General features: G+C 65.5%; 19 protein-coding genes. 13 read left to right on the top strand and 6 right to left on the bottom strand.

Annotation, left to right across the window (positions count from 1 at the left end; genetic code table 11):
* The 10 genes from ACXJ3V_RS12810 to ACXJ3V_RS12765 are packed head-to-tail and all read left to right on the top strand — an operon-like array spanning nucleotide 1 to nucleotide 9962.
* On the top strand, nucleotides 1-612 hold the full coding sequence (locus ACXJ3V_RS12810; protein ID WP_457100696.1) for a M23 family metallopeptidase: 612 nt from the start codon (nucleotides 1-3) through the stop codon (nucleotides 610-612).
* 22 nt (nucleotides 613-634) lie between these two features.
* Complete coding sequence (locus tag ACXJ3V_RS12805; RefSeq protein ID WP_457100695.1) at nucleotides 635-934, top strand: hypothetical protein; 300 nt, start codon at nucleotides 635-637, stop codon at nucleotides 932-934.
* Entirely contained in the window at nucleotides 934-2433 is a 1500-nt protein-coding gene (locus ACXJ3V_RS12800; protein WP_457100694.1) for a hypothetical protein, read from the top strand. Before ACXJ3V_RS12805 ends, ACXJ3V_RS12800 begins: the two co-directional genes overlap by 1 nt.
* A complete protein-coding gene (locus ACXJ3V_RS12795) occupies nucleotides 2430-3920 on the top strand; it encodes an SCO6880 family protein (protein WP_457100693.1) in 1491 nt (496 codons plus the stop codon). The genes ACXJ3V_RS12800 and ACXJ3V_RS12795 overlap by 4 nt, the downstream gene beginning before the upstream one ends.
* Nucleotides 3920-5521: a hypothetical protein gene (locus ACXJ3V_RS12790; RefSeq protein ID WP_457100692.1), complete on the top strand. Its 1602-nt coding sequence runs from the start codon at nucleotides 3920-3922 to the stop codon at nucleotides 5519-5521. Before ACXJ3V_RS12795 ends, ACXJ3V_RS12790 begins: the two co-directional genes overlap by 1 nt.
* Nucleotides 5518-6795 (top strand): nucleotide-binding protein, encoded by a 1278-nt coding sequence (locus ACXJ3V_RS12785; RefSeq protein ID WP_457100691.1) that lies wholly within the window; start codon nucleotides 5518-5520, stop codon nucleotides 6793-6795. Before ACXJ3V_RS12790 ends, ACXJ3V_RS12785 begins: the two co-directional genes overlap by 4 nt.
* A gap of 12 nt (nucleotides 6796-6807) precedes the next feature.
* Nucleotides 6808-8613, top strand: a complete 1806-nt coding sequence (locus ACXJ3V_RS12780) for a type IV secretory system conjugative DNA transfer family protein (RefSeq protein WP_457100690.1) — start codon at nucleotides 6808-6810, stop codon at nucleotides 8611-8613.
* Nucleotides 8610-9002, top strand: coding sequence for a hypothetical protein (locus ACXJ3V_RS12775; protein ID WP_457100689.1), 393 nt, complete (start codon nucleotides 8610-8612; stop codon nucleotides 9000-9002). Before ACXJ3V_RS12780 ends, ACXJ3V_RS12775 begins: the two co-directional genes overlap by 4 nt.
* Complete coding sequence (locus ACXJ3V_RS12770; protein WP_457100688.1) at nucleotides 8999-9475, top strand: hypothetical protein; 477 nt, start codon at nucleotides 8999-9001, stop codon at nucleotides 9473-9475. Before ACXJ3V_RS12775 ends, ACXJ3V_RS12770 begins: the two co-directional genes overlap by 4 nt.
* Nucleotides 9476-9509: 34 nt before the next feature.
* Entirely contained in the window at nucleotides 9510-9962 is a 453-nt protein-coding gene (locus tag ACXJ3V_RS12765) for a single-stranded DNA-binding protein (RefSeq protein ID WP_457100687.1), read from the top strand.
* Nucleotides 9963-10628: 666 nt separating this feature from the next.
* Here ACXJ3V_RS12765 and ACXJ3V_RS12760 read toward each other — a convergent pair.
* The 4 genes from ACXJ3V_RS12760 to ACXJ3V_RS12745 all read right to left on the bottom strand — a co-directional run bounded on the left by ACXJ3V_RS12760 (nucleotide 10629) and on the right by ACXJ3V_RS12745 (nucleotide 16710).
* Nucleotides 10629-11138, bottom strand: coding sequence for a hypothetical protein (locus ACXJ3V_RS12760; protein ID WP_457100686.1), 510 nt, complete (start codon nucleotides 11136-11138; stop codon nucleotides 10629-10631).
* Complete coding sequence (locus ACXJ3V_RS12755) at nucleotides 11135-11773, bottom strand: hypothetical protein (protein ID WP_457100685.1); 639 nt, start codon at nucleotides 11771-11773, stop codon at nucleotides 11135-11137. Before ACXJ3V_RS12755 ends, ACXJ3V_RS12760 begins: the two co-directional genes overlap by 4 nt.
* Nucleotides 11774-12742: 969 nt before the next feature.
* Nucleotides 12743-13339 (bottom strand): hypothetical protein, encoded by a 597-nt coding sequence (locus tag ACXJ3V_RS12750; RefSeq protein ID WP_457100684.1) that lies wholly within the window; start codon nucleotides 13337-13339, stop codon nucleotides 12743-12745.
* Between the two features lie 326 nt (nucleotides 13340-13665).
* Nucleotides 13666-16710, bottom strand: coding sequence for an AAA family ATPase (locus tag ACXJ3V_RS12745; RefSeq protein WP_457100683.1), 3045 nt, complete (start codon nucleotides 16708-16710; stop codon nucleotides 13666-13668).
* A gap of 363 nt (nucleotides 16711-17073) precedes the next feature.
* On the opposite strand from ACXJ3V_RS12745, the gene ACXJ3V_RS12740 reads away from it, so the two are divergent.
* Complete coding sequence (locus ACXJ3V_RS12740) at nucleotides 17074-17541, top strand: hypothetical protein (protein WP_457100682.1); 468 nt, start codon at nucleotides 17074-17076, stop codon at nucleotides 17539-17541.
* Between the two features lie 142 nt (nucleotides 17542-17683).
* A complete protein-coding gene (locus tag ACXJ3V_RS12735) occupies nucleotides 17684-19702 on the top strand; it encodes an ATP-binding protein (protein ID WP_457100681.1) in 2019 nt (672 codons plus the stop codon).
* 89 nt (nucleotides 19703-19791) lie between these two features.
* Here ACXJ3V_RS12735 and ACXJ3V_RS12730 read toward each other — a convergent pair whose 3' ends face one another.
* Both ACXJ3V_RS12730 and ACXJ3V_RS12725 read right to left on the bottom strand, forming a co-directional pair.
* Nucleotides 19792-20901, bottom strand: a complete 1110-nt coding sequence (locus ACXJ3V_RS12730) for a hypothetical protein (RefSeq protein ID WP_457100680.1) — start codon at nucleotides 20899-20901, stop codon at nucleotides 19792-19794.
* On the bottom strand, nucleotides 20894-22528 hold the full coding sequence (locus ACXJ3V_RS12725) for an N-6 DNA methylase (protein ID WP_457100679.1): 1635 nt from the start codon (nucleotides 22526-22528) through the stop codon (nucleotides 20894-20896). The genes ACXJ3V_RS12730 and ACXJ3V_RS12725 overlap by 8 nt, the downstream gene beginning before the upstream one ends.
* A 319-nt stretch (nucleotides 22529-22847) precedes the next feature.
* On the opposite strand from ACXJ3V_RS12725, the gene ACXJ3V_RS12720 reads away from it, so the two are divergent.
* On the top strand, nucleotides 22848-23003 hold the full coding sequence (locus ACXJ3V_RS12720; protein ID WP_457100678.1) for a hypothetical protein: 156 nt from the start codon (nucleotides 22848-22850) through the stop codon (nucleotides 23001-23003).
* The last annotated feature ends 177 nt before the right edge of the window (nucleotides 23004-23180 follow it).

Genomic DNA, 23180 nt, shown 5'->3' with positions numbered 1-23180 from the left:
ATGGGAGTCCCGGTCGCCGCAGCCGCAGCCCTCGCGAACACGAGGACGGGCCGCAAGATCGCAATCGGGGTTCTCCTCTTCGGCGTGCTTAGCAGCGCGCTCATCCTGACACCGCTCATCGCCGTACCCTTCGCGGTCGCGGGGCAATCTGCCGCCGCAGAGATCCAGACTCGCGGGGCCCCGATCGCGAGCGGCGACTGGGGATACCCCCTCGCCGGCTACTACTCGAAGGGCCGCGGCTTCGGATACCACCCCGTTCAGGGGTGCAGCTTCTGCTCGACAGACCATAAGGGGTACGACATGGCACAGGGATGCGGCGCCACGGTCTATGCCGCGGGACCAGGCAAGGTCATCACAGCAGGCTCCTTCCATGGCTACGGCAACGCCGTTCGCATCGACCACGGCGGCGGTCTCGTCACGCTTTACGGCCACATGCAGTGGAACTCGCTCCGCGTCGCCGTCGGCGACGCCATTGCCGGCGGCACCGCGCTCGGCGCCGAGGGCAACACCGGACGTTCCTTCGGATGCCACCTGCACTTCGAGGTCCAGCAAGGCGGCACCCCTATTGACCCGCAGCCGTTCATGGCCGCACACGGCCTTCCGCTCAAGTGACGAACGAAACCGAGGAGCTGTCATGCAATTCACCCAGTCCATGCCGTCGGACGTCGACGTTCCCGACATTCAGCCGGACTTCTCGGCGCCCTTCTTCCAGGGCTTCCAGGTCGTCGCCTCGTACATCCTGGCCGGCGCAATGCTCGTCGTCCTGATCATGCTGATCATTGCCGGCGCCTCACTGGCGTTCCGAGGGCTTGCGTCGGACCGGGTCCGAACTTGGGCGGGCGAGAACATCCTCTGGATTTTCATCGCCGCCGCCGTCCTGGGCGCAGCATCCGGCCTCTTCCAGTGGTTCGTGAACTTCGACTTCGGATTCTGATGTCCACCTTCCGCTCACTGCTCGCCGGGGCCGTCGTCGGTCTCGGTCTGGCGGTGTGTGCGGTCGGTCCCGCGAGTGCGGCGGCCTCCGCGCCGCCTACAACGGCGGGGACAGCATCCGTTGCAGCAACGAACGCCACCCCAGTTACCGGCGAGCCGTGGTCGGCCCCCGCCTACCCGGTCGACTGCTCCCGCGTCGATGAGCAGATCACCTGCACGCCGCAGAACACCGGAGATATCAAGCCGCAGCAGTGCTTCATCAACGTCTTCGTCGATGGCGGCAAGGCGACAGTGTGCACAACGTACGAAGCGCACGTTCCGGCGATCAAGACGAGCGGAGGCAAGCCGCTTCTCGTCGAGTACGGATGCTCGATCGGCGATGTCGTCTGCATCACGTTTGAGAACGCGGGCCGCGGTATGGCTTTGTCTGCAACGGCGATGATGTTCGCTGTCGCCCAGAACATGCGTTTCGACACATCGTCGGTACTGTGGTCCGCCGCGACGGCGGAGTGGTCGTTCTGGCACTGGGCGGTTCTCACCGTGTTGTTCGGATCGATGGTGTGGGCGATCGGCGCGGCCATGGTGTCAGGCGATCGCGCCGAGCTGGTCGGTGCATTGATTCGCAGCTTCATCGCTTTCCCCGCCGTCGCGGTGTCGCTGTGGGCCACCGGCCACCTCCTCAACGCGGTCGACGACCTCACCTGGTACGTGATGAACCGTGACGGGCGGGACGGCCTGTTCGCCACCCTGCAGTCGGTGATGTGGGCCGGGGGCCAGGCGAACTACTTCTTCGCCTTCCTGATCCACGGCCTTCTGATGCTCGGAATGCTGCTCCTCATGCTCGTGTTCGCCTTCCGGAACATCGTGCTGGCCGCCCTGATCGCTGTAGGGCCGATCGCCTGGATGCTGTATCCCACCMGCTCCGTCGGGCCCCAGTGGGTCGTGCGCTACGTGTCGGCGGTCGTCGTTCTCCTGCTGACGGGTCCCTTGACGATCGGGTTCGTCACGCTGATCATCAACGGCCTCGCGAACATCCACACGATCTGGGACCCGCAGTCGTGGCCTCTGCTCATCGGCCTAGTTCTCGTTGCCTTCGCCCCGTTCGCTCTCTTCGGCCTGTTCAGCTTCGTCGGCGCCGTCGCCGCGGACTCTGTCGGCTCGAGTGTGGGGTCCAGCGCCGGCCGCGCCACCTCGGGTGCTGCGCGCTCGGTCTCGCGCATCCCCAGCCGGATCGGCGCGACGCCGGCCGGCGCACCGTCACGGTCTCCGCGCCCAGGCTCGCCCGGCTCCGGCGGCTCCACTCCGAATGGCGGAGGCACGCGCGGTCCGGCAGGTTCATCCGGCCCGCCACGAACCCCTGGCACTCCCGGCTCCTCCGGCGCAGCATCCCCCACCGCTGCCCCGAAGCCCTCGGGCGCCACCAGCCCGGGCACGACCGCGACAAGGCAGCAAGCGCCGGCCGCGCCACCACGGTCCGGCATTGAGAGGACAGCCCAATGACAACGCAGGATCTGGCCCGCCCGGTACGGCTCCCCCGCCGCTCACGGCAGGGCGTCGTGATGGGCATGGACCCCTGGCAGCTCACATGTATGGCGGTCGCCGCGATCATCGTGCTCATCGCCGTCAACCGCTTCGGTCCTCCGGGGCTCCTCTACGCCGCACCCCTCTACCTACCCATCGGGGTGTTCGCACTCGTCACCGTGCATGGCGACTCCGCTCCTCGCCAGGTCGGGCTCTGGCTGATGAAGCAGGTGCGCCACGCAATGGGCGCGACCAAGCAGGTCTACCGTCCCGAGCGCACCCAACTCGCGGGCACGCTGAACCTTCCCGGCATCCGCGCGTCGATCCAGCTGTGGGATGTCGACGGCGTCGCGTGCATCTACAACCCGCACGACCACTCGGTGTCGGTGACCGCGGAGGTCGAGGTGCAGGGGTTCCTCATGAAGGACACCGCCGAGCGTTATGACCTCGCCCAGCAGTGGTCGCCGGTGCTCGCGTCGTTCACGCAGCGCCCTGGCATCAAGCGCGCAGTGCTCCAGGAGCGCACGCTGCCGACCACGATCCGCGCCGCGCGTGATCACTACGAGTCGGTCACGCTTCGGCGCGGGCTTGACCCTGACTCCGTTCTCGCCCGCAACTACGACGAGGTCATGAACAAGTCCGAACCGTTCGCCGTGGCGCACCGCAACTACCTCACCTTCACGCTTGATCTCATCGCGCTCGGGCCGCAGCTGAAGTCGCTCGGCGGCGGGCAGGATGCCGTGAAGGCCCTGGCCTACCTCGAGGCGCGGAACCTCGGCGACTCTCTGCGCGCGGCACGCATGAACGTGCGCCGGTGGCTGAACGCACGGGATGTCGCGGCCTTGACGCGCGTCGGATTCGACCCCGAGTTCGCCTCCAACGTGCAGAACCGCGACGACGGGCACGCCGGCGTCGATCCGGTGGCAATCGGCCCGATGTATATGGAAGAGCCGCGCGGCAAGAATGGCATCGTCTACACCGACTCGGGCGTGCACACGACGATGTGGATCCACGAGTGGCCCCGCTCCGACACCGTGGTGGGCTTCGTCGAGCCGATCGTGTTCGCCCGCATGCCGTCCACTGGCGAGGCGATCACCCACATCCTCTCGATCGTCCTGACTCCGGTCTCGGTCAAGAAGGCGATGCGTCGCATCGAAGACGACAAGAAGGTGTGGCGCGGCAACGAGCGGCTCCGCGCGAAGCGCGGTGTCGATGGCTCGGCTGCGGATGCCGCGGACTGGGATGCCCTCGAGCGCCAAGAAGAGGAGATCGTCGCGGGGCACGGCGAGTTCCGGTACGGCGCCTACCTCACCGTCACCGCTCCCGACGAGGAGCGGCTCGACCAGGCGATCGCCGGAATGCGGAATGCCCTCGCGCGCGCGGGCATGGAGCCGCAGATCCTGTACTGCCAGCAGGCGGAGGCGCTGATGGTCAACGTGCTGCCCATCGGACTGGGGATGAACTGATGGTCCGCCGCGTCGCCGTCTTCGAACCCGGTCACCTCACCAACCGCGAGAAGCGCGAACTCCGACACGAGCTCGCCCGCGCGCAAGACAACGAACGCCCGCCGAAGACGCGCCGCCGCGACCGGGCGCTCCCCGAGGCCGCGGTACCCGGGCCGTTCGGCCCCGGGCTGACCGAGGGCGGGTACTGGAATCTCGCGCGTCCCAGCGTCCCTGCCCATCAGGCGACCTCACGGCAGATCGCGGGAATCTATCCGTTCGTGGCGGATGCCGGACTCGGTCACCGCGGCCCCATTCTGGGCGTCGACCTCAACGCCGACGCGCTCTGGCACTTCTCGCCGTGGGAGGCCTACGCCGACTCGACCGATCGCGGCACCTTCTCGACCAACATCCTCGTACTCGGCGCGTATCGCGCGGGCAAGTCCGCCACAGTGAAGACCCTCGTCACCCGCTCGCTCGCATTCGGGCACCAGGCCGTCGTGCCGTCCGACCCGAAAGGCGAGTGGGTGGCGGTCGCCGAGGCCGTGCCGGGCGGCGTAGTCATTCGGATCGGCGGCGGCAGCGCGGCACGCCTCAACCCGCTCGACCGCGGACCGCGACGTGCGGATGCCGACGACGAACAGGACGAGAAGATGGTGCGTCAGCGCCGCATCACAACGCTCGTCTCCGTCGTCGAGATGGCGCTCGGCTCGACCCGGCTGACGGCGGTCGAGCACGCGGCGATCCATGAAGCGCTGGAGCGCAGCATCCGGATCACCGCGGATCACCCGACGCTCCGCAGCGTCTACGAGCAGCTCGGCGCGATCGTCGAGGATGCTGGCACCGACTTCCGGCTGGCCGACGGAGCGGTGCAGCCGCGGTTCGTGTTGCGCCGATTCGTCGACGGCGACCTGTCTGGCCTCTTCGAGGACGAGTCAACCGTCGCGTTCGACGCCGACGCGCCCATCGTGGTCGTAGACACGAGTGAACTGTTCTCGCGCAGTGAACTCGTCGCGCAGCTCACCCAGGTGTGCACGACGGCGTGGATCCAGGCAGTCGTCTCGGATCGCTCCGCCAAGCGGACGCGCTACCTGATCCGCGAAGAGGGCTGGCGTGACATGACCTCGCTCGCCGCGTTGCAGATGTTCCAGCAATGGCTCAAGCTCTCGCGCCACTACGGCATCAGCAACATCGTGATCCTGCACAAGATGGGCGATCTGGATGCCGTCGGCGACGCCGGATCGAAGGAACGCAACCTCGCCTTTTCGATCGTCGGCGACATCGAGAACAAGTTCATCTTCCGCGCCAACCATCAAGAGGCCGCGGCCCTGCGCGAGCGCCTCAACATCCCTGCGCCCCACGTCGAAGACGCGCGCCGGCTGCGCATGGGCGTCTTCCTCGCCTACGTCGGTCAGTACGCGTACGCGGTCGACTGCTTCGCGACCTCGACGGCGTGGGAGTACGAGATTTTCGCGACCGACAGCGCGCTTCAGCACGACGAGGACGACGGGATGCTGCGCGTCTTCGACCCCGCGGAACTCGACCGCTTCTGGCCGGACGACTCTCCCACCGACACCAGCCTCGAGGGCTGGCTCTCACCGCCCTGGAAGGAGACACCCCAATGAGTCTCGACACCACGCCGCGCGCGTTCGCCTCGGTCACCGGTCCCACCGCGATGTTCACCACCCCGGATGGACTTGTCGAACCCCTCGCCGCAACGCCGGTCGCCGACATCCGTCAGATGATCCTGCGCCGCACTGCGGAAGAAGCGCGGCGCACCGGCATTCCGGTGGAACTCGTCACCACGGGCGACCGAGGTGAACATCACATGCTCATCGCCGCTGACGGCACGATCGCCTCGCCCGCGGCGAGCGCGGCTGCCATGCCGGTCACCGAGCAACCACTAACCGCCGGCCCATCGCAACAGGGAGAGGAGGTGAACACCGAAGCTCCGGGGCACGAGCCGATTCGCAACCACCGCGCCCCGGAGCCTCCCCGGCGCCCATCGTTCATCGAGACGGCGACTCCGGCTGAGCAGACCGTCCGGGGGTGGCGGGCGTTCTTCGCCCGTCTCGGGGTCGGACCGTCGCCTGCCGAGCTCGAGCGCGAGGCCAATGAGCGGGCGGTGTCGCAGCAGTGGGCAGGATGCCGGACCATTGCGGTCGCGAACGGCAAGGGCGGGGTGGGCAAGACGATGACGACGGCAATGCTGGCCGCGGTGTTCGCCCGCCATGGCGGCGGCAACGTGCTCGCGTGGGACAACAACGACACCCGCGGCACTCTCGGCTGGCGCACCGAGCAGGGGCGCTACGACACGACGATCAAGGATCTGCTGCCCGCGGCATCCGATCTGCTCGCTCCCGGAGCGGGAGTCGCAGACATCGCACGGTTCGTGCACCACCAGCCGGTGGACCGGTACGACGTGCTGCGCTCGAACCCCGAGCTGCTCGCCGTGCATCAGCGCATCCTCACCGCCGAGTTCGACCTGGTGATGCAAGTCGCCGCACGCTACTACCGCGTCGTCATCTTCGACTCGGGCAACGACGAGTCGGCGGAGCGCTGGCTGCGGATGGTCGACTCCACGTATCAGCTCGTCGTTCCTACGCTGGCCGCGCCGGAGTCGGCCGAATCGGCGGCGCTCCTGCTCGATGCGCTTCGTGAGCGGGACGAACGGTCGCGATGGCTTGCCGACAACGCGGTGGTCGTCGTCACCGAGGCGGAGCCCAACGCCCGTTCCGCCAATCGCATCGCGGACGGCTTCTCAGGCCACGTCCGGGCAGTCGAGCGCATCCCGTTCGACCCTGCCCTCAAGTCGGGTCCGCTGCGTCTCGACGACCTCCGGCCGACCACTCGAGACGCATGGATCCGCGTCGCCGCATCCGCGGCGCGCGGCCTCTGAAAGGAGAAGGCCATGAGGCAGGGGATGCTCGGCAAGGGGATCGCGGCCCTCGTCGCCATCGCCGTCGTGTTCAACTTCGTGTTCTCGTTCATGGCGGAGTTCGTGACGTGGGTCGCCTGCGGGTCCCGTCCAACGGCGGAGAGCTTCTTCTCGGGGCTGTGGCTCGCGGTCACCGGCAGCTCGGCGGCGTACACCGCGCCGGCCGGGTGTGAGCTTCCCCGAGGGGCCATCATGATCGCCGATTACGTGGCGGTCGCCATGGTCGTGGCGCTCGCGGTCGCCGCGTACCTCGCCTACCGCCGCTACAAGGAATCGGATCGCGCATTCATCGCCGACCTGCTCTCACGGCCGGGCTTCGCGAACGCCGCCGAGGTCCGCGACGACTTGTCGGGAAAGGCCGTCTTGCGGCGCGCCGAGCAGCTTCGACCCGATGTCGTCCGCCCCAAGCCGACGGACGTCGGCTGGCGCGTCGGCCGCGCTCGCGGCACCGATGTGTTCGTCTCGATCGAAGACTCCGTAGTGCTCGAGGGGCCACCCCGCTCGGGCAAGGGCTTCCGTGTACTGATCTCCGCGATCCTGGATTGGTCGGGTCCGCTGATCACAACCTCCACGACGAACGACAACCTCACCGCCACGATGCGCATGCGTGAGCGGCGCGGCCAGGTGCACGTGTTCGACCCTCAGGAGCTGACCGGGGTGCGGCATCCGACACGCATCTCCCCCTTCGCCGGGTGCGAAGACCCGCTCGTTGCGGCACAGCGCGGCAACGCGATCGTCACCGGCACCGCGATCGGCGTCTCATCGACCAACGGCGAGTGGGCGCAAGCGGCCGGCGATGTGCTCGGCCAGCTGCTGCACGCCGCAGCCGTTGGCAACTGCTCGATCGACGACTTTTACCGCTGGGGCACGAACCCGACCGTCGCGCAGAACGCTGCGGTCTCGATCCTGCGGACGGACGGCGCACCTGGCTGGGGTGACTCGCTGGACTCGACACTCTCGGCCGACATCAAGCTCGTCTCGTCCATCTGGTTCGGCGTCCGCGGCGCGGTGGCTCCGCTGGCGATTCCGCAGATTCGAGAAGCGCTCACGCCCCGCGCCGGCGACCGGGTCTTCGACCCGCACGATTTCCTCGACGACGCGAACACCCTGTATCTGATCGGCTCCGCGGCCGGAGCCGGCGCCATGGGCGGATTCATCGGCGCGCTTCTCGACGACGTCGTCGAGGTCGCCCGCTCGCGGGCCGTCTCGTCGCCGGGAGCGCGGTTGCAGCACCCGCTCGGTCTCATCCTCGACGAGATCGCGAACATGTTCCGCTGGGGCAATCTGCCGCGGATCATGGCCGACGGCGGTGGCCGCGGCATCTGCACGTTCATCGTGCTGCAGGCTTTGTCGCAGGCCGAGACGTCCTGGTCGCGCGCTGAGGCCGACACCATCTGGGCCGCAGCGACCGCAAAGGTGATCCTCGGCGGCGGCTCGAACGTGAGTCACCTTCGCGACATCGAAGCCATCCTCGGCAGCCGACAGCGCACGAGAACGCAGCGCTCGTGGTCGACGCGTGAGGCAGGACACTCCACCAGCGAGCATCACGAACGCCTGCCGCTGATGTCGGTCGACGAGATCCGACGGATGCCGCCGAGCGTCGGCCTGCTCGCCTACCGCAATCGCCGCAGCGCGCTTCTCGACCTAACCGGGTGGGACGAGCGCCGCGATGCCAGCGACATCCAGGCCACGAAGCGCGCCATGGAACAGGACCAGCGGGAGGTCTTCCTCGACAGGACCCGGCTGACGCCCGAGCCCGAGGCGGTGAGCGAGGAATGAGTAACCGCCGCAAGCCCGTCACGCGCAACGCCTATCGGTCGGAGTTCCTGTCGTCGCCCGCATGGCTCGCGCGGCGCGCTCGATGGTTCCGCAAGCAGGAGCGTCTGGGACGCCCGCTGGCCTGTGCGGGATGCGGGCGGCCGGCAACCTCGAGCCAGCTCGAGCTGCACCACCTCGACTACAGCGGCGTGCGGTTCGCCGGCGGCACGTGGCGAGCGTTCGAACGTCACATCGACCTCGTGCCGCTGCATCCGTATTGCCATGGGATGCTTCACCAGATCATCGAGCACGATCGCGTGCTCGCCCACCACCGCGGGCGTCGCGTCGCCTCGACGATCGCCTTGAACATCGTCAGGCAGAAGCTGATCCGGCTTCGGGAGACGGCATGAACGAGCCCGAACTGACTCCCGAACAGATTGAGGCGATGGTCGCGGCGCAGCTCGCCGGACCGCCGATCCTCAGCCACCCCGATGAGCCGACCGGCGTGCCGCCCGTCGACTGGCGGCACCTCACGACGGAGGAATCGCGCACCGCATGGACGGAACTGCGTGAGTGGGTGGAGTGGTTCACCGTGCGGTACGACCTGTCGATCAGCATGGTGCCGCCGTGCTGGTGGAAGCATGGCGAACTCGTCGAGGAGCTGTCGGCCCTGCACATCCTGCACCAGGCATCCTTCGACAAGAACGACACAGGCTTCGGCCCCATCGGATGGCACGAACGCCTCGCCCAGGCCAAGGATCGGCTTCGCCGCGTCGGCTCGGGCTGCTCGAGCAAGCACGACTCGCTCAGGCCACGCTCGTGGACCGGCCAGACCGACGAGACCGAATGGGACGCGTGGATCGACCAGAACCACGCCGGCTGAGACACGACGTGTCTCCTGAAGGGAAGGAAGAAGGATGACGACCAGAATCCCGGTCACGATCGAGGGCAACCTCACCGGTGACCCCGAGCACGGCGCGAGCGAGTCGGGCAACGAGTACGCCCGGTTCACTGTCGCCGTCAACGACCGGCGTCTCAACGAGACAACGAACCGCTGGGAGGACGCGGGCACGGTGTTCCATCGCGTCGTGGTGTTCAACCAGCAGTCGCGCAATGTGGCGACTTCGCTCCGCAAGGGCGACGCCGTCATCGTCGCAGGTGACCTCCGGTTCGGCACCTACGCCGACAAGGAGACCGGTCAGACTCGCGAGACGCGCGACGTCGTCGCGGACAGCGTCGGCGCGTCGCTGAAGTATGCCGCGGTCGCCGTCGAGCGTTCCCCAAAAGCTAGCGGCCCCGTCGCGGAGAGATCCGCTACGGGGCCGGTAGCAGCGCCGGTCTCGTACACCGACGCCGGGATTGCTCGCTGACCCATCGCAACAGGAGAGCGGCGTGGGAGTCATGGTACTCCTGCGCCGCTCTTCGGTGTGATCGAGCGTCGCCGGCACGACCAGTCAGGTGATCCTGTAGCCGTCCGCGGTGGTCTGAATTGTCCGAGGTCCGCCCGCGGCCACGTAACGCCCAAGAACCGCGCCGCCGACTCGGATCACGCCAGAACGTTCCCTGTCCCCGTCAGTGTTTGGGGTCCACGACGCAACGTAGACGTCGCCGCCGAGCTCGACACGAATGCTCGCCTTCGTAGCTGGAAGGATCGATTTCGATGCCCGAGGGAGTCGAAGCTGGCCGGCCGCGAGGTCTTAGCCGTAACGTTCTGGGTGGGACGAACGATCGCCACGCGAGCGGGGAGTGCAACCTCGCCGAATGGGGCAGAACTCGTCATCGAGTCGAGGTCAGGTGCAGTGCTGTCGGCGTGCGCTTCGGCGCTTTCTGACCGAGTACGACCGCGACCGCTGGCACTCATCGCTCGGCTACACCTCACCAGCCGACCACCCTCGGCAATGTACCCATCAAATGGAAAACGACTCACACGGGGCCCGAATCTAGCGACGGGGCTGCCCCTTCGGATCGTTTGAACCCCGTGCCATCGTTCGCCGGATGCCGCATTTCGTTTCGCAAGCGGGACGGGCCCAGACCAATTAATCGGCGGGATCATGCCCCGCTTCAGACTCTTCCCAAGACGAGAAGGGACGGTCGTCTCGTCCCAAGTAGTCCAGCACTAGAGCCGGCAATCCGAGGTTGGTCGTCAGCGTGCTCACCGATTGACGCACGTACGGATAGGCGATGAAGTACGCGTTCGTCTCGATCCATGCGGCAACAGCTGGCCAAGTGGTCTCGAGTTCTTCGATGACGTCGAAAGTCACCACGTGCGCGAGCTGAATCTTTGTCGGGGAACCCTCGCCATTTGATGGTGAGCATTCGACCGAATGAGAGAACCGCACAAGCACGCGATTCTGCTCGTCGAGGTGCCCAAGCTGCGGTTCTTCGACCTGCACGTGGACAGACATCTCTGGGCCGATGCTTCCGACTGGCCCGGCGTGAACCTCATCCAGCCGGACGTCAACCACCTTCGTGGCGTCGATGATCCGCTGGACGTCCTGTGGCGCTACCTCTGGGCTGAATGTGGAGTTGATTGTGAGCAGCGTCACCGCTGCGCCATCCGACGGAGACTATGTTCGAGCGCAGAGCGCACTCCGGTCATCTGGCGTTGTTCTCGCCATTCCTCCAGCGGCACGACGTCCCGGAAGGTGGCCGAGATGGCCTTCGCGCGGGGAGCGGGTCGCGAGACGCGCTCCCAGCGCACGGTTGTCGCATCGGGATTCTTCATAAGGCAGTTGTCAATCTGAACTGCAACAGCTTCGGTCGGTTGCCGCTCCCCAAGTGCCATCCCCCGCGAGGCGTCGAGCCAAACAAGAACTTCTCCCCATGCCCAAGCGTGTTTGTTTCCGCTGACTGTGGCAAACGGCACTGGAAAGTCCGTCTCTAGGCTCCACTTGCGCACCGCCTCTCGGCTGACGCCCACCCGAGTCGCAATATCAGACGTCGAAACAAGGTCGCGGTCAACTCGGACTGCCACAAAGCCGGGTACTGCAGTCTCTAGGGCTCGGACGACATCCAAAACCTCGGCCGGCGCGTTCTGCTCGCGTACCTCAAACGAGACCGTTATGCATCGCCCCTCGCCCTGCCAAAGCAAGCTTGGAAAGAGTTCGCCAAGCACGTCGGCAGTTYCCGGGTCGTCAAGGTCGATCCCGGACACGCGCAGCGTGACTTCAATATTCATCATCGGCCCAATCTCCTATGCCTGACTCTACCTGTCAGGTTGGCATTTGCCAACTAAGCATCCTTCTACGTCTGAAGAGCATCCCGGCGACCCACAAGTACATCGAGACGCTCGCGACGAGTAGCAACCGCGTCGCTCCGTTTAGGAAGCTCCGAGAGCACCTTCCGGGCCGTGCGGAGATTGGAGTCCGCTTCCGCGGTGACTTGCGAGAAGTCAACCGTGTCTGGGTCACTCTCCAAGAGAGTGCCGGCCAGTGCGCTCAATTCCTCGTATGTCTCGCTGACATGGTCGAACTCTCTTTCGAGTACTTTGGCTGCCGCGTCCACTTCGGTGCTCGCTAGTTCGAGAAGTTCTGACAAGCGTGCCCCCGCGACCCCACGCTGCCGCAACGTCTCAGCCGCGCCGAGAAACCGCTCGGCCATGTCTAGGGCAATATCCACTTTGGCAAGGTCATCCTTGACTGCCCTGTGTGGACAGCGATCGAGGCGAGCGAGTGACTGAATGGCCACACGCTCGGTGTTGTTGCCTGTAGAAAATGCGGTGATTGTGCAGGCTGGGTTCCCAGCGGGGCAATTCATCACAAGCTTCGGATGACTCGACGTCCACGCAGGCGTTGGCCAGCCGAGCGCACGGGCTCTATCAAGTACAGCCCGCCACGCCTTGTTGTCGTGGGTTGGCCAATCCCCTGCGGCCACTAACGGACTCCCCATCCCACGAACAAGCGAACAATCAGCCAAGCGTAGCCGTGCATGCCGATACAGCTATGAATTGGCGCGCCCTCGTTCGGTCGCACTCCAGCGCTGGGTCATTACGCGCTCAGATGGTCAGAGCGGACGCATTGGGTGACGAGGGCGGACCAACGGGGTGGAGTGCAGCCGCCTTCCGTGCGCGAGACAAATAGCCTAGGGCGCCACTCAGATGTGCTGGACGATTGCCTCGTAAAGGGTGAAGCGGCACCTACCTGCTGGCTCCCTACTCCCACGTTGTCTGATTCCACAATTCTTCGGTGAGGCGGCGAGCGTTGGGATCCCCGACGCTTTGGGCCTCGGTCCAGATAATCAGCGCGCGGTTAGTCGAGTTGTCAATGCGGAAGCATTTGACAGAGTGCATCGGAGTGTTCGGATCGCTGTCCTGATCCCAGACACACGTGGTCGGGCCATCCGAATCGGTGCGCTGGCCGGCCGCATCGGCCTCAGAGACCATGTGACCCACAACTGTGGCAGTGTTTCCGCCTGCGGCGGCAGTCGCGTCCATCCACACGGAAGCTGGATCTTGCCAGTAGCTGTAGGCATAGGCGGTCGCGCCAGCTTCGGAGGCAGTCAGCAAGTACGACTGGCGCGTCGGATTGTCCATTCGTGCGAAGTCGAAGACCGTCGCAGGGAAGATGATCTTCTCGTACGTGGGCTGATTGGTGGTTTCCGTGCCGGCGTTACCGGAGTTGGACTGGTTGAAGAAGTCGGGAAGATTGTTACCCGTCAGGAATGTAACGATTCCGAAGACGCCGGCAATCACCCCGATCGCAGCAACGACCCAAGGCCAGAATCGAGGAGGTCTGCCTTGAGTGCTCATCGACTCTCGCCTTCTTCATCTGGGCAACGCATGACGAGTGTAGGGGGACGCTCGTCACGGCGATGTCGAACCATGCCAACTGCCCGCTAAGTGCCGGTCCGTTCGTCTCGCTACGAATGTTCGTACAGACACTGCCGGGACCTATCCCTGCGCACGAATGCCGGTCCTTGTGCGGGCGGCAGAAGGCATTGGGTTGGCCGGCCCTCACGCCGTAGGGTCAACCGACGACCAAGACTGCCCACCTACCCGGCCCGGTGAGATGCACGAATGGGGGCGCCAAACGCGCGCGGTCAGCCGTGCTGAGCGGGGTCGACCTTCTCGCCCGGCTAGAGACCCGGGGAGGCGCCATCCACGGCGTGGTTTACCTCGTGCGGAGCGCGCGAACGGTCGCGCGGGACAGCTTCAGGCTTCAGCGCCGCCTCAGCCGCACTCTCCTGAGCCCCAGCAACATCTCTGATGACCAAACGGAGCCGGTCGCGCTGACTGACCAACCGCTCGTGCCGCGTTGAGTCGACCGGCCGGCGCGCGTGGTGCAACGCGCGCTCGCTGCCGATCTGAGCCTCGAGCGCGACCAGGGTAGTGATTGCCGCCGGGAGCCAATCGCCGTCCCGATCCGCCCGAGCGGCATCGGAGCCTCGGACACGGACCGCCCCCTTTACTCCGCCGTCACGACGAGGTGCCGCCTGCACGCGAGCAGCCCTCCCAAGCTCACTGCGGGCAGCCCGCACCGAGTCGTCGATGCTCACCTCTTGGACGCCCCGCATCATGCTGTCCGCGATCTGCTCACGCGCGACATCCGAATTCCACGCGATCGCGATCGCCTCGTTGTGCACCCGCCCCCGCGTCATCCCGACATACAGCCCCGAGGCGTCCACGCCCGGACCGACGATTGAGGCATCCGTCGTCTCACCCTGGATCCCATGCACGGTCGCCGCGTACGCGAGATGCATGTACTCGGCGGCATACTCGAGCGACACCCGCCGCACGTCGCCGCTATCCCCCAGCGCGGTCAACTCGACATCCGACGATCCGATCCGCCTGATCGTCCACAACGCTCTGTTGTCGACGTCCGCCACCCGGTCGTTCCGCCGAGTCTGCACGACGTCGCCCTCCAGCAAGCGTTGCTCCCCCTGCCCGACAGCAAGCCGGTCGGCGCGTAGCTGCGCCAGCTCCACGCGCCGTTCCTGGATGGCCTCGTTGATCGCATCGGCTTCCTCGTTGGTGCTCGTGACCAACGCCACCCGTCGACACCCCACGGCCCAGCGAAACCAGGCCTCGACCATCACGTCGCGGGCTTGCGAGGCATCCGCCACTCGATGAATCGCACCACGAGCATCGAGCTCGGCAGCGACCGCAACGGCCTCGTCGCGCGAAGCAGGCTCCCGCATGCGAAGGGTCAGGGCAGCGTATTCGGGATCGCGGAAGCGATGCACCGCCGTCAGCTCGACGACCGCGGTGGCGCGGCGGGTCATGCACGCCATCGCACCGGCGTGGCCCACCGGCATCGCCTGCAGGTGATCGCCGACCATCGCGATGCCCGCACCCGTATCGCCGGCGACCGCCGCGAGTGCAGAAGCGGTCTGCAAGTCGACCATCCCGGCCTCATCGACGACGACCCGATCGCCGGGCCGGAGCGCAAACCGACGCGGCCCCGCGAACACCGCACCGGTACGCGGATCGATGTCGCCCACGCGCAGCCGCGCCCAGATCTCGGCGCCGGCCTCATCGCGACCCCAGCGCCATCCGTGGTCGGCGAGCAGCGCGTGAAGGCTCAGTGCGGTCGCGCCGATCTCGCGACCCGCGACCGAAGCAGCCTTCTTCGTCGGCGCGACCACCATCAACTGTCGTCCCTGCCGCTGCAGCGCCGCGCGCGCGACGCGCAGCATCGTCGTCTTGCCCGCACCCGCAGGCCCCGTCACCGACACGAGCCGGTCGGTGCCGGCGATCGCGGCCGCGGCATCCGCCTGGCCTGCGTCGAGCGTGAGGTCGGCATCCAGAATCTGATCCGCGATGTCGGTGATGTCTTCGCGACTGACCGCCTCCCCCGCGCTTGTCAGCGCATCGAACCGCGCGGCGAGCGCGACCTTCATACCCGCGGTCGTCGCGGCCATCAAGCCTTTGATGTGCTCCGGCCGCTCGCCTTCCGCCTCGAGCAGGTCGACGATGTGAGCGAGGCCGCGCTCCACAACGTCATCGATGAGTTCCTGCAGGTCGTCGCGGTGGGCGACGATTCCAGATGCCGCGACCGCACGCGTCGCCCCGGCCCGCAGGTCGTAGCGGCTGAACCTTCCGCCGCACGCGGTCGAGCGGGAGTCGGCATCCACGATCGCCCGCGCCGCGAGCAGATCTGGGTCGACGTCCTCGATTGCCACCGCCCGCGGACGCGTCGCCGGCCGCGTCCGCAGCAGATCGGGGTCGATCGCCCGCAGCTCGTCTCGGATGAGCTGCTCCCACTCGGACTCGTCCACCACACCGGGCTTGTTCGGCCGATTCTTCGCCCACGCCAGCCGATCGATGTGCTGCAGGATGTCGTGGTCGGGCTCCTGTCCCGGATGCTCCGACCGCCACTCGAGCAGCAACTTGGCGCGATTCGCCTCGATCTGGTTTGAGCGCCGCGAGAGCGGCCGCACGGCATCCGCGAGCTCGGTGATCTCGCCCGCGTCGTTGAGCGTGTAGCCGTTGCGGGCGAGCGCGTCGAGCCATGCCGGGTCGGTGCGAGCCGCGAGCTCCCCCTCGGCGTTGATGAGCGTGTGCAGCTTCATCGCGACGCGGGAGTCGACGTTCGACCACCTGCCGTCCTCGCCGAGCACCTTGACGTTCAGCCACAGATGCCGGTGGATGTGCGGGTCGAGCGCCCGCGACCGCCTGTGCTGCAGTTCGACGACCTCGATACGTTTGAGTGCTTCCCGGACGCTGCCGCCCGCGCCGCGCCGAGCGTTCAGCTCGCGCTGCCAGGTCGTGATGATGCGCGTGCGCAGGCGGTCTTGCAAGGCTTCGTACTCGCTTGCGAGCTCTTCGTTGATCAGTGCGGCGATGCTGTAGGACTTCGGGGCATTGATGGTGCCGTCGAGGATGAGGTCAGCGTGCGGAGAGGTGAGTTCGCGGCCGCGCGGCTCGTCGGTGAGCGGGTCGTGGCCGTCGACCCAGCGGCGCAGTTCGTCCGCATCGAGGCCGTCGATCGTGATGGAGCCGGCCGCGACCGCGAACCGAGTGACGCGGGCAGCATCGCCGCCGCTGTAAGCGGCGAGCGCCTCGACGCCCGTGACGCTGCGAAGGTGCGAGTCGCAACTGCCCTTGAACGCGTACGCCAGCGCCTGCCGAACCCCCTGCGATTCGACACCCCGCTTCCAGCGTTCGAGGCCACCGCGCATGGGTTCAGGGTACGCCGAATGTGTCTAACTTACGAGTGCTTACACAGCAAGTGCCTGCGTGCATTGCTCTCTCGTTGCTTCGCGGGGGGTCTTCGCTCTGCGCGGGGGCTTCGCGGGGGCTCTTGCGCGGGATTCCGTTCGCCGGCTTCATTAGTGGTGCGCTCATCGGGCCGTTTCGCGAGTGGGCCTACTGCAACTCATCACCGCAGCAATGTCGCGGAACTCGGTCGCAGCAATGACTGTCGCACCAGCGTCGCCCAGGGACCGGCATGCGGGCTGCGATGGTTGGTGGCGCGGGCGGCACGCGCCTTGGAATGACGCAAAGATCGCGCCAGGGGAGAGCTGTGCCAACAGACTTGGACTATGACTCGGCAAGACCAGAACTATGTGACGGACCTCTGCGACGAAGTGCTCGAAATCCCCGCTTCGCGGGAGCATCGATTCGATTGGCTTCGCGGCGACCCCTTCCCCAAGAACCCGCGGGGAGTGATGTTGCCGGTTGACGCCTATTGGGAGTCGCTTGGGCTCGTTATGGAGTTCAACGAACGCCAACATACGGAGAGCGTGGCGCACTTCGACAAGCTCGATGTACTGACAGTGTCCGGGGTTCCGCGTGGCGGACCTGACGGTCAACGACGCCGCTACGATTTGCGACGCGATGAACTGATTCCCGCGCAAGGGTTCCGACTCCTGCGGATCAACATGTCCGAGTTCACAGTTCGCGGGCATCACATCGTTCATGACCGCGGGCGGGACTTTGCGATCGTCCGAGTCGCCCTTCAAGCCGTTCTCAGGCGTGGCCATGTCTGGGCGGAGATTCACAAGCCCTGAGGCCGGGGCTCTGATGGATCGGCTTCCGGACGAGGCGGCCGGTTCTCGAACCGTCATCGCGGACCCGGGTGGCAGCCCGCAACTCGTCAATCGCAGAGCATGTTGAAACCATCCCGCCTGGATGGCATGCAACGATGAGCGAGTGGTGCGCATCCAAGTTTCGGCCGGGAAGAGCCTTCTCGAGAGCTATGTCAAGACGCCGCCCGTTGGGCTCTGCGAACTTGTATGGAATGCGTTCGACGAGGATGCAACGACGGTCTCCATCTCGGTCGATGCTGGTCCGATAGGTGGGGTCGAGATCGTCAGGGTTGCTGATGACGGCAATGGGATGAATCGCGAGCGGGCCGAAGTAGCGTTCTCCCACGTTGGCGACAGTTGGAAGCTCGCGCCAGGCTCAACGAGCGACGGCGGCCGGCCTGTGCACGGTAAGTATGGCCGCGGACGGTACGCGGCCTTTTCTCTGGGGTCGGTCGTGCAATGGACGTCGACCAGCGCAGCGACCGACGGTGGCGCGCTTGCATCTATACGAGTCACGGGTGCCAAGTCCGACCTAGACGGTTTCGAGATCGACGAGATACCTCTTAATCAAACGACGCCGGGCACCACCGTTGACATGATCGGCGTGACGCCGGAGGCAGTAGCAGCGTTGGAGGAGTCCAGCGGGCTTCGTCAACGTCTCCTCATGGAGTTCGCGCTGCACCTGGACCGGCACCCCGACTTCCACATCAACTTTCTCGGGACCGACATCGATCCGTCCACCGTAATCACGGCCAGGACGCCGGTTCAGCTTCAGTTGCCCGTCGGTGTGGCCGGAAGCGCGACTCTGACGATTATCGAGTGGGACCTGGCGAACGTCGAGCGGCGGCTGTATCTATGCAAGCACGGTGGCGCCATCGTCGGCGAGATGCCACCAGCGGTCCAAGCAATTGGAGCGGAGTTCACCGCCTACCTCGAGTGGAACGGGTTCGACCACGACCAACAACTGATTCTCGAAGGTGAAACGGAATCGTCCGCCGGAAGAGTCGTCGAAGTTGGCCGAGCGGCCCTCAAGGAGCACCTCGCCGCGTCCTCCCGTCGACGAGAGGCAGAAACGGTCCAGCGATGGCGGGCAGAAGGCGTGTATCCCTATAAAGGCGAGCCGAAGTCAGACGTGGAACGCGCAACCCGCGACACCTTCAACGTGGTGGCGCTCGCGGCATCGCGCACGGTTGACGAGTCGAAGACTCGATCCTCGAAGGCACTTGCGCTCGGCCTCCTAAAGGAGACTTTCGAGAATGACCCTGAGGCGCTCCTGCCGATTCTCCGTCAGTTCTCGCAGCTTCCAGCCGCGCGGATCGATGAGTTGCGTGAGATTCTCGAGCGGACCACCCTGACGCAACTCATTGCCATGGGCAAGGAGGTGGGAAACCGGATCGACTTCATCAACGGCTTGAACGCTCTCCTTTTCGACAGACAGACCAAGAAGCGGCTATTKGAACGACGTCAGCTACATCGCATCCTCGCGCACGAGACATGGCTATTCGGGGAGGAGTGGTCCCTGACTGGCGATGACGAGCGACTGACAGAGGTGCTCAAGAAGTACCTCGCAAAGCTGGGCCTCGATGTCGAACTCGCAAGCGGAAAGCCGGTTCTGCGGGAGGACGGATCCGACGCAATTCCCGACCTCGTACTTGGTCGGCAACTGGAAACGCGTGCCAATCACTACGCCCACCTTGTCGTCGAGCTAAAGCGCCCGAGTCACAGACTGAACGACGAAGACGTCTCTCAGCTGCGGAGCTATGCCAGCGCCATAACTAACGACGAGCGATTCGATCAGCCGAACGCGACCTGGGAGTTTTGGCTGGTAGGTAACGAGGTGTCGAAGACAGTGGAGGAGCAGCGGAGTCAGGAGAACCTGCCCTACGGGGTGGTGCAGCAGAGTAAGAAGTATCGGCTCATAGTTCGCACTTGGGCCGAGGTGATTGGTGACGCTGACCACCGCCTGAAATTCGTGCAGAAATCACTGCAGTATGAATCGAGCCACGACGTAGGACTTGCGTCGCTACGCGACAAGTACGCCGCATATCTCCCACACGATGTTTTCGAACAGGCGGCCGCTATGCAGGAGGGTCCAGATTCCGAGAGTGACCTGACCCCAATTGCTAGCGAAGGCGCCGCCTAGCGTTAGCCTTATCGGCGAGCGTCGGCCGGGCCTTCTGCGCGCATCGGGCCGTCATCAGCGATCGCGCGGTGCTCCCGGTGAGCGACCGCTTAGACGACGATGTCTATGGGACCAACAGTTTTACCAGCGGCCCTCTTGGCCGCGCGCCGCTTCTTCTCGGCGGGGTCCTCGCCGACCGGCCAGCCGTGGAGCTCTCGAGCGCCTCGGTGCATCGTGATGGGTGTTGCCCGCAGCACATGCTCGACAGTCTTCTTGAGGAACGCGGCCGCGCCGAGAGACGGCGGCACGTCGGGATGGTCGATGACGCTCACATGAGGGAGCCCATCGATCACCTCGTCGATGTCACCGAGAACGACGTCTTCGTCAGCGAATAGCTCCCCGCCATCGTCTTCATCTACCGCGATCTCGGTGGTGAGCTCCGCCGCAACAGCATCCTCTTCATCCTCATGGCCACCTTCCGAACCTTCTGGCGCTGCACCCTCGTAGTGGAGCATCAACAGGCAGACGGCGTCGTATGCGTCGTCCTCCTGAGACAGCTTGCCGAGGAGGTCAATGAGCCAGCGAGCCTTGTCAGGCTCCGATTCGAGGATGGTCGAGCGGAGTCCATAGACGAAACCGTGAGCAGCGAGTGGGTGACGCGATCGCAAGTTCTTCGCATCGCCGTAGGCCTCTTCGATGCGGTTGGCCGCATTCTTTCCAAACGACGAGTCCATGCGCTTGGTTGAGATCAATACCTCGGGGCCGGTCTCCCAGGCGCTCATGACAACGTCGACTTGCTTGATGTAGTGGCGGCCGAGCACCTTCGCATCAGTCGCGACGACGCCTCTCATCGGCGTCAAGCGTGTGAGTTGCGCCCCGACTTTGCCGCGGAGCTCCTTCGTCGTCCCTGTGATGTAGTTCGCCACCGGGGCCGGCATCACCCGAGGGTGAGCCGCCCGCGGCCAGACTGCGTCCGGGGCGAACCCGGCGCGGCGGAGTTCGTAGGCGACCCATACATCGAGTGCCAATGCCGGCACACCGCTCTGACTGTTCGCGTTCAGGTGTCGGGGCACTCCGAGGAGCTTTTGGAGCGTCGGGATGTCGGGGAAGTAGGCGTCGCCGTTCCACGGCCCCTGCTCGAAGAGCGGAGCATCCGCGGCATCCGCGACTATGCGGTCGAACAGCGGCCATGCTTTTTGCTTCAGGCTTGGTTCAGCCACTCTTACCTCTAGTCACTCGTCGCCGCATAAATGAATCGTGGTCTGCGCGCACGCCGCGGAGCTGTGCGTCACGTAGGTCGTCAAGAAGGATCTCATCGACGAGGGCGACGGCACCCCGCAGATTCTTGGCCTGCAGTAGCCGCTGAACCCTCGGCTTGAGCTCGACAAGGGCGTCGCGGTGTCTCACCAACGCAGCCGCGCTCGGCATCCACCAGCGGTCGGCCTCGCGAGGTTCGACTTTTAGCACGCCGCCGCCGTAGCTGCGGCCGACTAGTTCGGCGCTGAGGAGGGTGAGCGAGTTCAGGGACGCAATCGGCAGCACCTCGCGGGCGAGGTCGCGGATCTCTGGCTTGAGGTAAACCCCGTGGACGCTGTTTAGGTGGCGAGCTTGTGCCTGGTTGGTCGTGATGCGAGCGGTGTCCGCATTCATGTAGGTGAGGAGCAGGTCGGCAGGAGCGAGCACTGGAACCCGCCACCAGGGCTTCCGAACGCGGCACTTGTACGCAGTGTCGACGCCAGTTGCATGCCCGCTCTCGATGTACGCGAGCGTCGCAGGCGCCGGGCGGTCGCTTGGGTAGAGAAGCCACGTTGCCTGATTAGTCCGACCGAGGCGCGTCATCGCCGAATCCGTCAGCGCGAGCCCGCGGAGGTGCGAAGAGCCTGGAGGCGATACCCGGAGAAGGTCGCGCTTCGGAATCCCGAGCTCGCGAACGCGCTGCGGAGAGAGGGTGAAGTACTTGTTTGCGCCAGTCACCATACCCAGCGTGGTGTCGCCGAACTCCTGCAGGGGGACAAAGGCGCCCGACGGAATGAGCTCCGCAATGGCTTCGACGGTCTCATCCCGGATGTGCAATGGCGTCCAGCGTGCCGCCGGGTCGACGGTCGACCAGGTCGTACCCACGGACAGGGACTCAAGCGTTGTCGCATCTCGGGTCTGCCGGAGGGTCGCAACGCCTGCGGGCTCGCTCAGCCAGCCCGCAGCCTTCACGAGCACCGTGTCAGCCTCGGCATCTGGGAATATCTGCGTCTCGAAAGTAACCAACTCCACGCTGCTGAATCGCTCGAGGAGGAACTGCCGAATGGGTGCCGCGTAATTGGTTGAAAGAAGCTCCGCAGGGAGCACCATTCCGAGTCGGCCGCCTGGACGAAGATGCGCGGCGGCATGCACGACAAACGCAGCCCACGACGAGGCGAGCCCGGTGAGTGCGACTCCTTGCGCCTGCGCCGCGAAGCGCGCGCGATCGCGCGCCTCGCCAGCGAAGTCCTGGTAACGGATGAAGGGCGGATTCCCGATGACTGCCGCGTAGGTGCCTCGGGGCTCAGTAAGGAAGAAGTCGCTCACCCGGATTCTGGCAATGCCACCAGCGTCGGCTACGAGCTCGCGAGCGACGCGCGCTGACTCATGGTGCAACTCGACCCCATGGACTATGGGTTCTGCTGCACCGAGTTGGCGGAGGCGATCGACCGCCGCCACGAGGAAGGCTGCCTCGCCCGCAGAAGGCTCCAACACCGCGTCCTCAGCGCTCTGAACCGCCCACTCGGCCAGGTGCCTCGTCACACCATCTGGGGTGAAGAACGCACCACGAGCCTTGCGGAGGGTGGGGGTGTCGGAGGTCGGTATCGCCATCAACCACTAGGTTAGGCGCTGCCATCGACGTCGACGGGAGGCGCGCAAAGAGCCGCCCCGCCTTACAAGAGATCGAGGTCTGTCGTTGCCCTGTCGATCGCTCGAATCGCGGAGTGGCGTGAACCGAACGTGCGAAGCACTGGTGCCTGAGTCGGCACCTTCTCGTTCGCCCATGAGTAGATATCAAGGATGGTGGACCGGCGCGACCCCGCATTCAGACACGCGACGACCTCTCGGGTGAAGTCGCTCGGCCCGTCCGGGTCACCCCGAGATTCCTCGTCCCTCCCCGACGACGCGAGGATCGAGATTCCCTCGCGAGATGCGTAAAGCGTTGCTGAAGGGCATCGTTCGCAGAACGCTGAACGACGAGGAATTGGAAGCAACGGACCGATACGAAGTCGCTGATTACGTTTGTCGTGTTGTCGTGCTCGCCTCTGGCGTCGAGGCATTCGTCTACGTCGATGACGATGACTGAGCCCCACCATCTGATCTCAACGCCAGATGTAGCCRGCTAGCGGTCTTTTCGGACTTGCCCGTTGAGGGATCCCTTGCGAGCTCCAGGCAGGTAGCGAACCGGTCAGCTGTAGGGACGACCTTTCGGGCCGCGAATGACAGACCGCCGGGATACGCTCCTGATGTGAGCGACATGCTT

It is taken from the genome of Microbacterium sp. P5_E9, assembly GCF_054049175.1.
This window is presented reverse-complemented; position numbering and strand designations above follow the sequence as displayed.